The organism is Halapricum hydrolyticum (genome assembly GCF_025517535.1).
In the GTDB taxonomy this organism is placed as follows: Archaea; Halobacteriota; Halobacteria; order Halobacteriales; family Haloarculaceae; genus Halapricum; species Halapricum hydrolyticum.
The window spans coordinates 1-16523 of sequence record NZ_JAOPKC010000017.1; the positions used below are offsets into that span (position 1 = coordinate 1).

At 52.9% G+C, this 16523-nt stretch carries 15 protein-coding genes and 1 pseudogene; 4 read left to right on the top strand and 12 right to left on the bottom strand.

Annotated features, from left to right (window positions below; all coding sequences use genetic code 11):
* The first annotated feature begins 753 nt into the window (after positions 1-753).
* Positions 754-1281 (top strand): hypothetical protein, encoded by a 528-nt coding sequence (locus OB916_RS12625; protein ID WP_315909653.1) that lies wholly within the window; start codon positions 754-756, stop codon positions 1279-1281.
* A gap of 185 nt (positions 1282-1466) precedes the next feature.
* Here OB916_RS12625 and OB916_RS12630 read toward each other — a convergent pair whose 3' ends face one another.
* Entirely contained in the window at positions 1467-2042 is a 576-nt protein-coding gene (locus OB916_RS12630; RefSeq protein WP_315909654.1) for a rhomboid family intramembrane serine protease, read from the bottom strand.
* Between the two features lie 254 nt (positions 2043-2296).
* Complete coding sequence (locus tag OB916_RS12635) at positions 2297-2671, bottom strand: hypothetical protein (protein WP_315909655.1); 375 nt, start codon at positions 2669-2671, stop codon at positions 2297-2299.
* A 190-nt stretch (positions 2672-2861) separates the two neighbouring features.
* Here OB916_RS12635 and OB916_RS12640 point away from each other — a divergent pair, with 190 nt between their 5' ends.
* Positions 2862-3407 carry a hypothetical protein gene (locus tag OB916_RS12640; protein ID WP_315909656.1) on the top strand — a complete coding sequence of 182 codons (546 nt, stop codon included), beginning with the start codon at positions 2862-2864 and terminating at the stop codon, positions 3405-3407.
* A 1056-nt stretch (positions 3408-4463) separates the two neighbouring features.
* Positions 4464-5642 (top strand): hypothetical protein, encoded by a 1179-nt coding sequence (locus OB916_RS12645; RefSeq protein WP_315909657.1) that lies wholly within the window; start codon positions 4464-4466, stop codon positions 5640-5642.
* A gap of 503 nt (positions 5643-6145) precedes the next feature.
* Here the strand turns inward: OB916_RS12645 and OB916_RS12650 are convergent.
* The 4 genes from OB916_RS12650 to OB916_RS17035 all read right to left on the bottom strand — a co-directional run bounded on the left by OB916_RS12650 (position 6146) and on the right by OB916_RS17035 (position 9628).
* Positions 6146-6382, bottom strand: a complete 237-nt coding sequence (locus OB916_RS12650) for a hypothetical protein (protein WP_315909658.1) — start codon at positions 6380-6382, stop codon at positions 6146-6148.
* A gap of 524 nt (positions 6383-6906) precedes the next feature.
* Positions 6907-7428 carry a hypothetical protein gene (locus tag OB916_RS12655; protein ID WP_315909659.1) on the bottom strand — a complete coding sequence of 174 codons (522 nt, stop codon included), beginning with the start codon at positions 7426-7428 and terminating at the stop codon, positions 6907-6909.
* 594 nt (positions 7429-8022) lie between these two features.
* A complete protein-coding gene (locus OB916_RS12660) occupies positions 8023-8310 on the bottom strand; it encodes a hypothetical protein (RefSeq protein ID WP_315909660.1) in 288 nt (95 codons plus the stop codon).
* A gap of 298 nt (positions 8311-8608) precedes the next feature.
* Positions 8609-9628: a tyrosine-type recombinase/integrase gene (locus OB916_RS17035; protein ID WP_390884085.1), complete on the bottom strand. Its 1020-nt coding sequence runs from the start codon at positions 9626-9628 to the stop codon at positions 8609-8611.
* Between the two features lie 384 nt (positions 9629-10012).
* On the opposite strand from OB916_RS17035, the pseudogene OB916_RS12665 reads away from it, so the two are divergent.
* Positions 10013-10418 (top strand): annotated as a pseudogene (locus OB916_RS12665) (IS5/IS1182 family transposase); the annotation flags it as partial.
* Between the two features lie 150 nt (positions 10419-10568).
* Here the strand turns inward: OB916_RS12665 and OB916_RS12670 are convergent.
* The 6 genes from OB916_RS12670 to OB916_RS12695 all read right to left on the bottom strand — a co-directional run bounded on the left by OB916_RS12670 (position 10569) and on the right by OB916_RS12695 (position 16353).
* Positions 10569-10982 (bottom strand): serine hydrolase, encoded by a 414-nt coding sequence (locus OB916_RS12670; protein WP_315909661.1) that lies wholly within the window; start codon positions 10980-10982, stop codon positions 10569-10571.
* A 105-nt stretch (positions 10983-11087) separates the two neighbouring features.
* Positions 11088-11444 (bottom strand): YbjQ family protein, encoded by a 357-nt coding sequence (locus tag OB916_RS12675; protein ID WP_315909662.1) that lies wholly within the window; start codon positions 11442-11444, stop codon positions 11088-11090.
* A 211-nt stretch (positions 11445-11655) separates the two neighbouring features.
* Positions 11656-11832, bottom strand: a complete 177-nt coding sequence (locus OB916_RS12680) for a hypothetical protein (RefSeq protein WP_315909663.1) — start codon at positions 11830-11832, stop codon at positions 11656-11658.
* 242 nt (positions 11833-12074) lie between these two features.
* A complete protein-coding gene (locus OB916_RS12685) occupies positions 12075-12977 on the bottom strand; it encodes an alpha/beta fold hydrolase (protein ID WP_315909664.1) in 903 nt (300 codons plus the stop codon).
* Entirely contained in the window at positions 12970-15552 is a 2583-nt protein-coding gene (locus OB916_RS12690; RefSeq protein WP_315909665.1) for an efflux RND transporter permease subunit, read from the bottom strand. The genes OB916_RS12685 and OB916_RS12690 overlap by 8 nt, the downstream gene beginning before the upstream one ends.
* 111 nt (positions 15553-15663) lie before the next feature.
* Positions 15664-16353 carry a TVP38/TMEM64 family protein gene (locus OB916_RS12695; RefSeq protein ID WP_315909666.1) on the bottom strand — a complete coding sequence of 230 codons (690 nt, stop codon included), beginning with the start codon at positions 16351-16353 and terminating at the stop codon, positions 15664-15666.
* Positions 16354-16523 lie beyond the last annotated feature (170 nt).

Consider the following 16523-nt stretch of genomic DNA (forward strand, 5'->3'; position numbering starts at 1 on the left):
GTTCAGGTAGCACAACCTCTCTCTACGCGGTTTCTGAAGATAACCTCATCAAAACGCTAGCGTCTCTCGGTTTCTCTCCTTAACCGAACACGGATGGTCGATAGCGGTAGTTAAGATGTCGTCAGTCACGCTTACGTTCCGCTTGTGAGTCTCACCCCGTTTCAGACGTGTCCCGAGCTCGGGCCGATGTTAGAGCTTCAGATACCGTTGGTCAGCGACCCAGTCGTCGACATCCAGCGACCACATGTCTGATCGTCTGATCCCCGTGTAGTAGAGGGTCTGGAAGATCAGATACGCGTTCGACGCGAGCGCGTATGTAAAGATATTATCAATACCGTTGCTATAGCTCCATGTTTTCTAACTGGCGACGCCGGGTCTATCTTTTCGACTCTTTATCTCCCCCATCGTGATAATGGATAGGCACGGAGAAGTTGCTCTTGACCTAGACATTCTGTCCCAGCAAGACACGAACAAGGCATTACGGGCAGATCTCAGTCGGCTTGCCGACGATGACTCGCAGAATACGGAAGAACAGCCCCGCTGTCGGATGACGAGACAGAAGGCGAGGTTCTTCGATACAGACGGGAGGACCGATAGGAGTCAAGATCAAGGCACGTGTGGTCGCTGACAGCGGGCCAGTATTCGCCCGAAACCGATGAAGACCAAATTAGTGACAATCAAGGAGTAGCTCGTCTCAGTAACTTGTAAAAAGTGCTAAAAGAAACAACCACGTATTCAATTAATAGAATGCCCGTGCCAGATCCCAATGGACAACCACCAGGAGATGATCTGCTCCATTCCCTAACTGACAAATCCAGAAGCAAAATACAAAATCAAGCGGAAGAGGAGATATTCAACCGATGGTTAGACAAAGTATGCTCGGATGGGCCCGATGTCTGGGAAACTACACCGGGAGAGTACCCATCGAAAACCCGGAAAGAAGACTATGCGATTGTATTCAAAGAGGTTGCTCTCCAAACGCGAAAACGGATAGATAGTGTCGTTCGCTGGCCAAGAGACTCAGAACGCTGGCCAGAGAAAGAGATTCACTGCTATGAGTTGGTTGAAGTGAAAAACACTGATGGTGAGGTCCCAGAAGAAGTCATTGGTGAGCTCTTGATGGAGAGCGAGAGTTTTCAATCGGAATTCTCTATAAGCTCTTGGGAAGTTGAGGTCACACTTCTCTTAAATGAAGTTGATTGGGAGTCAAAACAGAAATTTCAGAAAATGTGCGATGCACGCAACATTGAGATCCGCTTAGAGGTAGCAGCAGCGGAGTAACCTGAATGCCTTGATGATTCCCTCATAACGCAATGAATAGAGTGGGTGGCGAAGTACTCAAGCAGTCTGACCAGGATGAGCCTGCTGAATACATTCTCTATATTTCCCTGCCTCTACTGAAGTTTCTCGTTAGATCGAACCGGGCAGGCCACGATACACAGCGCGAATAGCTTGCAACACGCCCGTCATGCGTTGTCCAGATCGTGACGAAGTACCCGCCAACCAAACCATAGCACTCCAAGAACAAGCCCAGTCGCGTGCGCCGAAACCGCTACACCATCTGGTCGCGACTGAATACCTGCGAACCGTTGGACTGTCACCCATACATCCAAGCTCAAGTATATCAAGACGAGCAGAATCCCGATTCCGAGAGCAACATCTCTTGCATCAGCTTCAAAAGACTCGATACGCTCAGCAAGGTCGACGACTAATGCCGGAATTGCGTATCCAGTCAACGTCATAGTAAGACCACTTGCGCCTCTTGAGGGCCCGCCGTACTCAAACACTACTGGTAGATGAAGCGCGAGATAAGGAATCAACACTGCGAACAAGAGGAACGTGACTAAGCCCACACGCCTCTCTACCAACGTACCAAGTAGAACGAACACGAGGAGGTTCTGCCAAAGGTGATTGAAACCCGCATGCATCCACGGGGCGAGGATAGTGTAAGAGAGGGGTGTAATAGTGGGCGATACGAGATGGGTCGCCCCCATCACCAAGGTCAAGATGATCGTGACCCACGGAATATCATTAATTGCCACAGCCGAATAAATTGATTCAGCTTCCACAAATATGCAGTGGGTCGTTATCTCACGTAATATGGCTTATTGTAGACAGGTCCTAATCGTCTTTCTTTGACGATCTTCGAAATCTCACTGTTGGTACGGAGAAGAGCATCTTACCCTATGAATGCTTAGTATAGCAGGGAATGACTCAATACCTCCTCAGAATCATCAATCGGTAGCTGTCAACATTGACAGGATGCTTTCCACTAATAATCTCCTTCGTGAGAGTCTTATCCGAACGTTGGAGAGAGAACAAGGGCCACGCCCACAGCATACACTGCTATTGATTTTGGGTCAGTGTACCGGAAGTTGTCCACCGAATAGTTGAACAGCAGCATTGTGCCAAGGACCATTATCCCCAATCGTTGCAATACTGGAATAGAATAGACAAACACACTCACAGCTGGATCCAAGTATTTAAGAATCCATCCTAGTACAAGCACGCTGAAAAAGAATGGTAGCGCCTCGATCTTCCCTTTAAACAGATTACTACCAGCTGTCTTGACGTATCTCTTTCCTCCCTCGAACAGAATCCCGCCACCGATCATTGCAGCTACACCATACACGAACGCACTGAATATCTCAGCTGTAGGTTGTGACACCATACATAACTGACAATGGTTTCGGTGGTAAAATACCCTGGTGGCCGTTTTACCCAATATTGCGCCCATGAAGTCCTAATACGCCCGATTAGACCATTTATCCGCCCGGATAATCATGCCATCCGGCCGTGTAACAACTAATATCAGTTAAACATTGTACTGGCTTTATCATACTCGCGTAGGATGAACGAATATGGCGATTCCCGATGACATACAGGACAAGCTGGACTCTGACCCTTCTTGGGTTGTTCAGCATGAAGATATCGTCCGTGTGATGGACGAAGAGAAAAAGGAGAAGCCTTGGTCTCGATACATGATACAACAGCATCTTGAGGGAGATCCGGCAAAGAAGACAGTTAATGACCGGTTGGATGAACTAGTCGAGCTCGATGTACTAGACGAGTACAATTACAATAATGTCACTCTCTATGACCTCGCATATAATCCGATAGTCACCGACGGGGGTCGTCTTAGAAATGCGAACATCCTTGACTTGATCACGTTCCGTGATAGAAGTGGGATTCGGGATCTTATATCTGGGGCACTGTTTCTTGGTCTTGCATTCTTCATCTTTGGCGCTTTGGCGGAGGGTGCTGGTGTCTCGGTAGATGTGAGCCTGTCCGACAATTTCTATATAAGTATTGGATTTATGATGTATGCGGTAGCGATTGGTCTACTCATGTTGCTCGGAACTGTTCGCAGACTGGAAGCAGCTGTTAATTACTGGGAGTCCAGTTGATTCGCATTTCAAGATGACCTTCTAGAGCGTCTTTTCGAGTATAGGGTTTCCCGGACAGGTGCATTTTGTTTTGTACTGTAGAATCGTTCCTAATGGGTCGTCCTCAGTGGTCGCTGTTATCAGTCATGTGTCGCACGACGTTTCACGGTAGTTTCTGATTCGGGCCAAATACCGTACGAGGAAAGGCTACAGATTCAAGTATACAGTCAGGGTGTCATAGAACGATTGGCACACCCGTGGAGCGAATTGGTAGAGACAGGGTGAATTGAGGTCACTCTACGGACACCTGTTGTTTCTCCTGTATCCTGAGACCATCGGGATCAGAGCTGATGGTTTTCCAGTCAGGCACTGCGTGCCGAGAGATCGGGATTAACAGGAGTAAGTCTCCCTGTTGTGTTTCGACCCATTCTCTGTTTGTTTCTCTGCACCAGCAACAGGGTTCCCACAGACCCGATTCTAACCGATCCCAAACGTCTGCATCACCGAAATACTCGCCCTTACTGCTTTTATAGACTCTCCCATCACCCATACTGTACAATTACTGTCCGATCCTCTATTATTCCTCATCACCCTTTTCTCGTTGTGAACATACTGGTGTGAGCAATATATTCGATTAAGATATATTTGAAATCTATACCTTGTGACTGGTTCTATGACACCCTGATACAGTGGTAATCTCCCACCCCTCCGTGTTATCTTGCTGGCGATCAGGCGGTGTTGATGTGCGCGTCGATGGCGGTATCTGCGACGTTGTCAGTCACGCTCATGTTCCGCTCGTGAGTCTCACTCCGTTTCAGACGTGTCCCGAGTTCGGGCCGATGTCGGACTTCAGGTACCGCTGGTCAGCAAACGAACTGATCAAGATCGACGATGAGGGAGAGCGTATAAAACCCGAGTCGATCCAAATATACGCTTACTGGATGTAGATATTTACTCTGTTTGAGATTGTGATTTTTAACGAGCGTGATGCTATCTCGTTAGTTTAAAGAGTGCTTAAATCCAAGTATCCATAAGCAGATTTGTCGCATCGGAGCCGTTGACGTTGTCGCCTGTCGCATGGAATCTCGCGAACTATCGAACACATTAGACGAATTAATAGTTGAAGCAGCGAAGTGCGTCGGTGTAGACCCCGGCGAGCCGATAAGCATTGATGAAGTCCGAGCGCAAGCTGAAGCGAACGGCTACAGCAAGACTGAGATCAATCACCTTCTGATAGAAAACGACGCTCTGAGTCTCAACCAGATCCCAGTCCCTCAAGAGAACAGCCTATGGGAAGACAAGGCTAGTGAGAACGCAGATTACATAGGATGTACAGCAAAAGACGGCCACGACACAAACGGTTGGAGCAAACCCAGTGGACAATCTGGGCCCAAGTCATCCGATGATACGACTCAAGATTATTTCGGACTTCATCAACCTATCGCGACCAACGCAGATCTTGTCGACAAGGATCGTTATCTCGACGATGACGGGCAACCATTGACGGCGTCAGAAGCCATTCAGTCCTACATTGAACAACGACACGGAGAGAGCTCTACGAGCGATCAGTACGGTTGGGGACGAGGTCGCCGGCACACCGCTAATAGCCGGTACAAAAAAGGGATGGCACTCGATCGGCAGTGCTTGGACACGTATGAGAATCCGACAACAGTCCTCTTGTCTCTGCGACTGTCTCCAGAATCGCACGGTCGATTGGACCTGCTTACAGAACTCAACGAAGCATTGACGCCCACTCTGCAGTCGCTTCGCTATCGGCTTCAGAAGAGTCCGAACAGTCCTTTTTCGTCTGATGACTGGGAGTACTTTCTGGTAATCGCAGGCACAGATGACCGTGCAACACCACACGCACACATTATGGTGTATTGTAACGACGACGTCGACCGAGATCTCTTCAAGCCGGTCGTGGAGAAGTTCGTTGAGAAGTGTGAATACTCCCCTGATAACATGCGAGGAAACAGGGTCGACAGGGATACGATTTCAATCCGAGGTAACGGCGAAGACGAGATCCCGCTTGTCGACGCAGATGAAGTGAACGCTACCGACTACGAGTTCCAGGGGCAGAATTCACAAGGTGCAGTGTACGCTCTAACCCAATTACCTCATCTCGGAGAGGTTGACGAGATGGAGCAGGATGAGCTCCTTCATTCGTCGACAGTGGATGCGTGGGGCAGGCGGGCATTTCGAAAGAGCCGAGTAGATATTGAAGACGAGTATTCTGCTACAACTCCTATGTAATCTGCCTCTGAGAAAAGCCCCCCTTCATCTCTGGGACAATGAACCTCCTTGGCTAATCTCAGGGAGTCGTCGTAGCTGAACAACCCACGTTAATCCGGAACCCGGTTGGAAATAAAGTTCGTCGAATGCATGGCTCTGTTGGAACCAACTACTAAGAGTTCCAAGAAGGCAGGAAAATTGGTTCTCAAGAATCCTCAGTAACCTCATCTTGCTAAGCTGTTTTGGAGCCGGTGATTCCTAAGCAAACTCTGATTCATAAGTCATCCCACTACTTTCGGAGCCGAGTGAGACTCCACTTTGCGAGTGTTATTTTGTGTGTGGGCAGGTGGATCGAGGTGATATTCAGTCCCTGAAAGATCTGGTTGGCACCACCTAGATCTCATGCGATCAATCTCAAGGAGATTATTCCCGCTAGTCTTTTCATTGCAAACTAACGTCTCGAACCGTTTACTTGGAAATTTATACTGTAACAATTCGGGTTCTAATCGTTGTCTACTGTTGTGTTACTTCAGTTCCTCTTCGGCCTTCTCCTCTATCTCGTCCTTGTGCTCAATCGCGAATTTGAATAATGCTTCCATGAAGTGCTTGTGCTTCTCAAACTGTTCCTTGTCGTCAAGCTCACGAAGAGCGTTTGTCTTTCTAAATACGTCGTCAACGGCATCCCAGACCTCCTCACTAACGTAAACAGCACGCTGCTTCTCATCCAAATCAGATTTGTTCAGATCATCTTCTTTGTTCATTGTATTCTAGGTTTCAATCGCTGTCATGGTACGGATACCATGGCAAGTAGAGTTAGAGGTGTATAACATAAATATTTCCGTATAGATGGTAAAGTAATTAATTCTCCTGGTAATAACTTGGAGTGGTCGTCAAGCCCACTCTCAGGTGGCAAGATACTGGGGTAGCTTCATTACCGTCGTCTTTGATTCTCTACATACTCGATGCCAACCCTGAATCGACGTGTGAGTGCATCCGAAACTCTTCACCCACGACAGACTGAGTACTATATTACCGCGAAACCACCCGATATTGGCTACATCACGTACCAAATAGATCCAAGAGCGGTCGAATTACTCACTGAGACGTAGGGCTACTCCGACGGGGATCAACTTTCTTGGAGCCTGGTTTATCCACTTCGCCAAATTCGGGACCTATACACGCTTGAGGAGGGACGTCCACGGTCTACTGATCTTAATGACACACCTACAGAAAGAGTAACACGTGATAGGTTTGATATCGGACTCTAATGAATACTCATTATCTACTAATGACCATAGTCAATATCGACGGAGCTCTTTAGATCTTGGATGAGGTCCTCACCAACAATTCCGTGGTTGACAAACTCATTTAGTGTCTCCTCATTAAGGACATCATTTTTATATTGGATGACTGCTGCTGTCACAAGGAAAACAAGAACTTTATTGTACTCATCTATTTTGAATCCGTCTTTTAGATGTTTTTCGTACCACCCTGACGAATTGTTGACACCACGCGAAACCTCATTTTCGCTGAATCCAACGCGGTCTCGAAGGTATTCGACTTCCAGTAGATCTCTGATTCTGAAATAGTCTGGTCGTGAGAACTCATGCGTCCCACCTGCTCGTTGATGGTTTGAGTACCAATTATTGGGCTTCCCGAGAAGATTGCTAATTTCACCCATATTCAGACCACATGCCTCACGAAGAGTCTCAAGATGGTCAATATCGGCTTCCCGGATCTGATATGAATCTTGATTGGCGACTGTGGCTGCCTTGTTTCGAATCAGACGCTCCCGCTTGTTCACCATGTTAATATAACTAATCTCTGACTGAGGTTCTACTTTGCGGTATCAGCTATAGAAGTCAAAAATATCGGCAATCCTACTGAGTGCCGTGGTCTTATTCCCCGATAGAGAGCTTTCGATCGCACATAATGGGATCGAATTCAACACCCACCTGAAGAGGTTGGCAAGACGACGTCGTCATGCTCATTCTCTCTCCGTTTTCGTTTCAACCGTCCTACTTCCTCAACACAGTCGTCGAATATATTCTCCCGATCATCGAGGTACTCCACGATTCGCTTGGCTATTTTTTCATCCAGTATCGAGTTACGGACATAGTTCGGAGAGTCTACGATACCGACTAAGTCTACACTATCTTCAAAACTGACCAATTTGGTGTCTCCCTGTACAGCTACCCGATCACCCATATCGAGCGTTCGTTTTGTTTTGAGTAGAAATTGATGGCGTGTGAGGTTTCATCAGTGTGTTCGGCACCAGCGCGTGCTTTGATTTCATCTGTATCACACATTATTTGGAAAATCCTTGTCCAGTCTCGTTCGTCGGCCATACCCCAACACGATATTACACACTCACTTTATGATAATGTAGGCCCGAAACGCCCTACAACCCGAAGAAATCGTTACCTTGGTCGACTCTTTCTGCGGGTTTAGCCTTCCCACACTTTTTGCAAACGATCATCGCTTCACTTGTGCTGAACTGCCCGCCATAACCCATGGCTGATGCCCCTCGCATTTCTTGTAGAGGCACGACCTCCTTGTGCTCGTCGTGGTCGCATATTTCGTTTTCGCTATCCTCCACCTCGATCTCGTCTATCCCATCCCACCCTTCGAGACCGAAGGAGTCCGCGTCAAGCGAATCATCCGCGTATGGATCATCTATTGGATCCATGTGCCCTAATTTGTCATCTTGTTATAAGAAGGTTCCCGGACCACGGTGAAAGTGAAGAAAGAGCATTTCGCTCATCCTGCGAAGTCGTAACCTGAGCATGAGATCGCCGAAATCGAACGCATTAGAAGCTTCACTACCCGGGATTCAACCAAGTCATGAGTCGTCGGTATGAGCGACCGGATAATCTGGATGTTGCTGGGTTCACTGCCCACCCACGTGTGATCCCTGCTGTGTTGATATCTCCAACTGGTTCTCTGTGTTCGAAATAGTAGAGAGATTCGGATGAAATTAATACCGTCTATATATCCATATTCTCCAACTGGCGACGTCTTGTCTGCCGTTTCGACTCTTCGTCTCTGGCATCGTAGTGCTGGTCCAGACGCTTCCGTGAAACGTTGGTCCGACCCGAGACGATATCTTTCGGAACGTCACGGTCTAGATGCGAGGTGATGGCCGATCGCCTTAACGCGTGCGGGGAGATCGATGAGGGACACTGTGATGCCTTATCTGCTGATCGGTACGGGCACGCGTCCACCTCTTGATCGTGAGGACAGGCCCCAGTCCATTCGCAGGGCTGGGTCGCTCTGTAGCTATGGGCCTGGATCGTTGTTTTCGCTATCCGGCCTTGTCGGGATGCGAATAGTGGTTCCCGGCCGTCTTCATCAGTGACTTCAGGACGGGTCCGATCGCGATAGTCTTGGAGCGCTTTAACGAGTTCGGAGTCAACGATCGACACGTTCCGTTCGCCATCGATGCCCCGCTTCAATGGGGTGCCAGTCTCGGGGCGATGTCGGACCTGTAGATGTGGATCCGGATCCAAGACGAAGTCATCGACGTCTAATGCTCGGGCTGCTCCGGTACGCATCCCGGTGTGATAGAGGACGTGGATGAGAACGTGCCTCAGAGAGCCGTATTCGAATCGGCTCAGGGAATTAATCATATCCTGAGCGGTTTCGTGGCTAATCTTGTCGTCTCGAGTTCGATCGGACTTCGCTACTGCTGGGGTGCGAATTTTCTCGGATACACCGGGCTTGACGTATCCTTGGGTCTCACACCATTCGACAAAGACACGAAGCGTCATCTGGTGGTTCCGGACTGTCATCGGAGCTAAGCCCTCGCTTTCACGTGCCAGCCGGAATGACTCCGTTTCTCGACCCGAGAGCTCACGCATATCGGTGAACTCGACTTCATCACACCAGAGCCGGAATTGCTTCAATCGGTATCGATGATTCTGGACCGTTGCGTCGGCCAGTTCGTTCGATCGGGCGGTAAGATACTCTTCGATCGCCTGGGACGGTGAAATCGGTTCACTGTACATGATGTACCCTTTGTTTCGTGTTACCACGACAGGGTTCCGCAGCACTGTGCCAGTCGAACCGTATCAGGCTGGGATCGCTCCCTATTCACACGGAGGAAGCATCGCCCTCGTGAGCGGAGCGAGCGCGGGCGATGTTAGACGGGCCCGCGCAAGCGGTTTTGAGCAGGCCCGTCATGTCGGCCGGTTTCCAAATCCGCCCCGACCCATCCGCTTCCTTCGTTCGCGTGAAGTACTACACTGCCTCGCAGTCTTGCGACCCCAGGGTCAGTCTCCTTTAGGTCGGAGTCGCTTAGTGCACCCGCCCCATCGCCATCTAGCGGTTACGATAAAGTGGCTCTGTTGAAATCCTCAGAGAGTTACAGGTTCGTCCCATAGTCTGACCGGATGGAAGCCCTCCCGAAGTCGCAGTTACTCCGGTTCGTTGAGCAAGCGATGCACCTGGCTTGGCGAGCTGTCGCTCGTTACTCCTCAAAGTTCTCGAGATGGCGGTACACACTTCATCAACACATCGTCCTCCTCTGTCTCAAGGTTCGGAAGAATACGACGTACCGGACGCTTCTTGACGAACTTATCGAGATACCCCGGATTCGGAGTCCCTCCTCAATCTTGAGGGGATCTCGTCTCCTTCGACGTTGTGTAAGGCCTTCAATCGCCTTGACATGGCTGTTTGGCGGGTTCTTCTCAATCTCTCAGTCACGTTCTCCCGACCAACGGTGTCGCCGGGATTGATGCCGCCGGCTTTGACCGCAGTCACGCCTCGAAGCACTACACGAAACAAACAAAGCTGACGAGTAATCGCTCGTAGCATACAACTTGCCGACGCCTGAGAAGCCGAGCTATTGCGGGACAAACGTGCAGTACGTGAACGGAATCGACTTTCAGATCCCGATCGGTTTTTATTGGTTTCGAGCCGGTAACGGATACACGATCTTGTTGCCAGCTATTCGGTTTCAACTCGTTCCTTGAGGGCCTCGTTCATCTGTTTGAATCCGGCTTTGACGTTACTCCCGATCCGCCGGTTGATAAAACCGGTACTAGTTGTCGACGGCCAGTGGATGCTCACCTGGTCATCGTATTGGAAGTAGTTCCGAGCGTGGGCGAGTGCCATCGCGGCCGCGGACACACCTTTGGTCGTGGAGAAGACGAGCACCATCGTGTTTTCTTCCCAGGGCTTCGTCGCGGCGGTATCCCTGTATCCATCCCAGAGGTCGACAACCTTCTCACCGGCGTGGTAGACCGCACATGCTGCACCGAGTTCGTTCCGATCTGTGAAATTTGCACGAAAAACGCGTTCGACTGGCTCGAAACCCGCCGCTACTTCTCCTCGGACGGGTGTCGGTTGCTGCTCGCTCATCAGGACCACGAGGTGTCGAGAGCTAATAATACTGTAGGTGTGTTGGAAGTATCGGAGGGCGACTGGCTGGCCACTTCAATGGTAGACCGCCAGGAGTCGTCCGGATCAGTCGAGTCGAACAGCGGTTCCGTAGGCGATCACTTCAGAAGCGCCCTTGGTGATTTCAGACGTTTCCATTCGGACGTTGACGACGGCATCGCCGCCCATCTCGACTGCGTCCGCTTCCATTCGCGCGATAGCGTCGTCGCGGGCCTGCGAAAGCAACGTCGAGTAAGCTTTGAGTTCACCGCCAGCGATGTTCCGAAATCCCTGTGTGATATCTCGACCCAGGTTCCGCGCCTTGACTGTGTTTCCCCGGGCGATTCCGAGGACTTCCACTATCTCTCGATCCGGGATCGTTTCGGTCGTGACTGTGGCGACGAGTGACGGTCGACTCTCTAACGAATCAGTCTCTGAAGACATGTTATATGTCTAAACGTTCTCCCAGAGCATAAACTAGCAGTGAGTCACATTACCTGGCACATCAGATGAAAGAATCGATAGCAAGCAGTTATTCTTGATCGTCGAGACAGGACGATTCTGCGGCTACCATCGGCGTCTGGTCGGGAGAGTTAAGACGTGTGAGAAACTCGAAATTCCGACACACACTGGGCCGCCAGACGCTACTGGTCGCTCAGTCTTCGCCCTGAACCTGAATCGTGTACTGGCCATCCTCGTACCCGCTGCTTTCGAAAGGCTGGCTGACGTTCGCGGGGACGGTGTCAGTTTTCTTCACATGTTGTTCACCGTCACTGTCGGTGACAGTTACCGTTATCCGCTGGGCAGTCCCGCGCTGGTTGTTCACGGTCACTCTGAGACTCCCGTCGGAATTGGGTTCGTCAGCACAACCAGCCAGCCCAACGACCGCGAGTGTCGCTGTCGTCGCGAGTACTCGTCGTCTCGTTGTCCGGATATCTCCGATACCGCGTGAGGAAGATTGTACCATCCCGGTAGACGCTACATCTCGAACTGGGATAAAGTAGCACTAGAGGGTGCTATCTGGGGATATCCAGAAGACAGAGCTCCGACTGAAACGGGGGCTGTAGGCACCCGTCATTGAGTCACACCTGTGTGTTCGCCAAGGAATGTCTGGATCCGCTCGCTCGCGCGGTGCTGTCCCGCTGGTGAGAGGAAGTGACGCTCCTCTGTAAGCATGACACATTCTTCGAGCGATGGTAGGTGACGCGCTGCCCGCTTGCAGGTTCGTCTCCCCGGGAAAAACGGGTCCTGTTCGGCTGTAATGACCAGTGTCGGGGCTTCGAACCCTGCTAGCGATTCGGGATCCGCTGGTCCCGGGAACTCCGCCCGCAAATCTTCAGTCCGGAGTGCGGTGCCCACGGTTTCGATGATAGTCTCGTCGACCGTCGAAATCGACTGTGTGAACATCGGTGCGAGGGCACGCTGCAGTAACTGCTGCCGCGGCAGAAACCGATAGCCAAGCGAGAGGAGAACAATCCGCACGAGATCCAGGGAGAGTGACGTTCCGAAGCCAGCGGGGGCGATCAACGCAGCGGCGTCGATCCGGGCCGGTGCTTCGACAGCCGCTTCCAGCACGATGCCACCTCCGTGGGAGATTCCGAGCATTGCTACGTTATCGAGACCCAGCCCATCGAGCACTTCGACAACCCACAGTCCGAAATCGGATGCTATCTCGACGGTCGTCTTCCCAGGTTGGCCAGGGGTATCCGGCGCGATGAGATAGTAGTCGTCGGCCAGCGTCTGTATCCAGCACAAAGTCACCGGGTTCGTCACGTTGCCACCCTGAAAGACGATTACTGGTTGAGCGGAGGGATCGCCGGCAGTGAGCAGGTGGGTCCGGCCGCTCGCCGAGTCGATCCATGTGTCCGATACGGGGACGCTCAGGAGTGATTCGACCGCACGATCGTATAGTGCACCGAACGAAGCGGAGCCGTCCGGATCGCCAGGTTTGGCCGCCTTTGGACTATCTTCAGTCACGTTTGCCCCCGTTGTCGGTCTCAGACCACTGGTCGAACCCGCCATCGGTTATCGGCTCGGTTTCACTCGACGTTGCGGAGGACATCGTCTCGGGAGCTGTCGGCTCCCGCCCACCGTATCGTACCCAAAGCGTAATGAGACTCGGGAGCACGAACACCGCCATCACCAGCGAGCTTAGCAACGCGATTGCGACCAGCATCCCTAACTGTTGCATTGCGGGGAACGTCGACAGCGAGAGTGTAGCGAACGCAGCGACTGTCGTGGCAGTGCTGCCCAGCAGTGCGCCACCAGTGCCCGCGACGGCTGTTTCCAGCGCTTCGGTGGTATCTCCGGTCTCCTCCAGTTCCTGAGCGAAGCGCTCGCTGATGTGGATCGTGTAGTCTGTACCCAGTCCGATTGCTAGACTCATCAGTAGGGCTGTGAACAGCGTCAGCGGCACGTCCAGTAGCCACATCGCGACGAACACCCACGCGATGACCATCCCGATCGGTAGCACCGTCAGTGCGCCGAGGGTAGCACTGCCCCGCCTGACCCGGTACAACACCGACATCAGGACGAAGATGACGATCAGCGCGATCACGAGCGTCTGGAGGATGTTCTCCGTCAGCAGTTCGACTTGGACCTGGATGATCACATCCTCACCAGTCGCAGTCGCGATCACCCCGGGCGCCTCGCCTGTTGTGCTGGCACTCCCACGGACCGTACCGGCCACACGCGTGAAATCAAGGTCCTGCGTCGCTGGCAGCACGAGTCGAGCCGACCGGTACTCGTTGTTCTGTCGTTCGAGGACCTGTGATGCCTCCTGTGGGGCCGCGGCGAACAGCGCGTCGTACACCTCCTGGATGTTCTGGTCAGGCACGCCGTTGCTGTCTGTATCAGCGGCCTCGAAAGTCGCACGGAAGTTGGGGTCCTCGGCCGCAGCCGCGCGCATCACCGACAGCGGCGTCTGGCTCGGCACCGACCCGTCTGTCCGCCGGAAGGCGACATCTGACTCGGCGAACTGTCGTTCTGCTTCATCCATCCGCGCCAGTGCCTCCGCCGTCGCGACATCACCCTCGACGAGAATCTGCGCCGGAGAGACTCCGGGTCCCGCCCGCTGGAAGTTCTCCTGGACATACTTCCAGTCGTCGAGATACTCGTATTCTTCGATTGCGAAGGGTTCGGGGAGGTTCTGTTGCCACGCTGGGGGCTGGTCAGGCTGGTCTCCCATCGACGTATCGAGCGCGCCGAAGGCGAAGATCCCGCCTGCCGTAATCAATAGCGCCACGACAACGACTACGATTGCCGACCGCTGGGCAGCCGAAACGCCGAGGGTGAGGAAGCTCCTGACGCGGCCCTCACTGGCTCCGATCGAAGGCTTGCGACGGTTCCTGCCGAAGCGTTCGAGGAGGCCATCGATCTCCACTTTGACCGCCGGTACGAGAGTCACAAACACGATGAGTGCAGCGATGACTCCGAGTGCAGTGGCGAACGCGAGCGATCTAATCTCCGAAAGCGGATTTGTGAAGTTCGAGAGAAAGCCAAGCGCGGTCGTGACCGTCACGAGCACCAGGGCGACGGCCACACCGGACAGCGCCCGACGCATTGGCGGGCGAATCGGCTCGTCGGGACCACGTTCCTCCCGGTAACGCATGAACACGTGCAGGCCGTAGTCGATACTCAGGCCAATCAACAGAATTGGCGCGATGATGACTGCCTGCCCGAAGGGAACGTTTAGCCAGCCAATGAGCCCAAACATCCAGATGAGCGTGACGATCACACCAAACATCCCCACGAGAACGTCGGCGACGTCCCGGTAGGCGAAGGCCAGGGCCACCAGGATCAACAGGAGTGCGATGGGACCAATCAGCGTCAGCGTATCAGAGACCGCCTGGGCGTTGATTTCCTGAGCTGCAGGGCCACTGAGCATGAAGTACTCGTCTTGCTGTTCGGCCTGGGTTCGGTCGTGGATGACTTCCTGTGCGTCGGCAATCGGACCCGTTGGAGCAAACGCGTCCTCGGGTGCCCCCTCCAAGACGAACACCATGGTCCGCGATTCGGCAGTCGCTGACCCGGATTCGTAGGTCCGCGGTAGCAACTGCTGGGCATCAGGTTCCTCTGCCAGCACTTGTCTCACAGTTTCGGAGACAGTCTGCTCGTCGGCAGTTTCGAGTGCAGCGATCTGTGCGTCGAGATCCAGGTTCTGCTCGCTGGCGAGTCTGCTTGCCACCCGGTTCGAAATGTCGAACACCGGCGTGTTCGGATTGGCTACATCTGCAACGGCCTCTTCAGCGAGGAGATCCTGCTGGACGCGAAGCGTCGCTACCATCGATTCCTGCGAGAGTACGTTCCCGTCAGTATTGCGGACGTACACCTGCACTGGCGTCACTTCCTCTTCGCCAACACCGTAGTTCGCGTTGATGTAGTCCAGTTTTTCCTGTTCGAGACTGTCTTCACCGAGTTCAGAACTCGCCGGTTCGGCGGGGCTGGCCGCACCCACGAGCATCACGACGGTCAGAACGAGCATGACCGCAACCGTGAGTTTGCTGCGGCCCGTAATAATATCAACTACCTTATCTATTGTACGAACTAGCATGGGACAAATGTGGTCCTTTTGAAACTTATGAGTTCCTATATTACGTCTATATTACCATCAAAATGTAGAATTCGAGGCCCGCAATTCGTGACAGACATATAGCCGGCAGTATCAGGCACGCTCCCGGCGGAGCACGGCGATCAGCGTATCGCGATAGTACAGGGCCACGGTGCTGACTACGAGCAGAGCGACGAGGAGGGTCACGGCGCTGATGATCCGGTCGTCAGCCACCTGTGAGCCCGCGAGATTGAACAGCAGGATCGACGGGAACCGGCCGACTGCGGCGAGGACGACGAGGTACGGCATAGAGATCTTGGTGATGCCGGCGACGAAACAGATCACGTCGTCGGGTAGGCCCGGAATAAGGAAGAAGCCGAAGATGAGCGGCGCCCCCCTGTCAGCGGAGTTCGTGTCGAACCTGTCGATCCACTCGGGGGCGACGAACCGCTCAACATACGGACGGCCGTACCGCCTAGCGATCACGAACACGAAGGTAGTGCCGATGAGGGTACCGATCATGCTGTAGAGGGTGCCGTACCAGACGCCGAAGACGTAGCCGCTCGCGACACCAACGACCTGCCCCGGGATCGGAGCGACCACGACCTGCAGCGCCTGAACGGCGACGAACATCACGGGTGCCCACGGGCCAAATCCGAGCAGCCACGCACGGAACTGTTCGGCTGACCGCAGAAAGGGCAGATACTGTCGAGCGAGGAGATACGACCCCACCAGCACGGCCGCGACCACCGCGACGTGGACGGCAACGCGGCGCCGGTTCGCCGCCGACGTGAACAGGCCCATTTCGTCGGCTGTTTCTCGCGCCAATATAAAAATCTCACTCGGTGGAGGGCAGTGCTCTCGGCCTGTGGCGGCGGTTCCTGCCGGATGACGAGCACACGAAACTGAGAGGAGATCCTAAAGCGCGAGGCTTTTTCCGCGCACTTCTGCAAACGCAGAATAGCCAATTTGAG

Coding starts and splice junctions, on each gene's coding strand:
- OB916_RS12635 (WP_315909655.1), bottom strand. CDS start 2,671: ATGGTGTCACAACCTACAGCTGAGATATTCAGTGCGTTCGTGTATGGT.
- OB916_RS12670 (WP_315909661.1), bottom strand. CDS start 10,982: ATGAGCGAGCAGCAACCGACACCCGTCCGAGGAGAAGTAGCGGCGGGT.
- OB916_RS12655 (WP_315909659.1), bottom strand. CDS start 7,428: ATGGTGAACAAGCGGGAGCGTCTGATTCGAAACAAGGCAGCCACAGTC.
- OB916_RS12660 (WP_315909660.1), bottom strand. CDS start 8,310: ATGGATCCAATAGATGATCCATACGCGGATGATTCGCTTGACGCGGAC.
- OB916_RS17035 (WP_390884085.1), bottom strand. CDS start 9,628: ATGTACAGTGAACCGATTTCACCGTCCCAGGCGATCGAAGAGTATCTT.
- OB916_RS12650 (WP_315909658.1), bottom strand. CDS start 6,382: ATGAACAAAGAAGATGATCTGAACAAATCTGATTTGGATGAGAAGCAG.
- OB916_RS12690 (WP_315909665.1), bottom strand. CDS start 15,552: ATGCTAGTTCGTACAATAGATAAGGTAGTTGATATTATTACGGGCCGC.
- OB916_RS12695 (WP_315909666.1), bottom strand. CDS start 16,353: ATGGGCCTGTTCACGTCGGCGGCGAACCGGCGCCGCGTTGCCGTCCAC.
- OB916_RS12645 (WP_315909657.1), top strand. CDS start 4,464: ATGGAATCTCGCGAACTATCGAACACATTAGACGAATTAATAGTTGAA.
- OB916_RS12640 (WP_315909656.1), top strand. CDS start 2,862: ATGGCGATTCCCGATGACATACAGGACAAGCTGGACTCTGACCCTTCT.
- OB916_RS12675 (WP_315909662.1), bottom strand. CDS start 11,444: ATGTCTTCAGAGACTGATTCGTTAGAGAGTCGACCGTCACTCGTCGCC.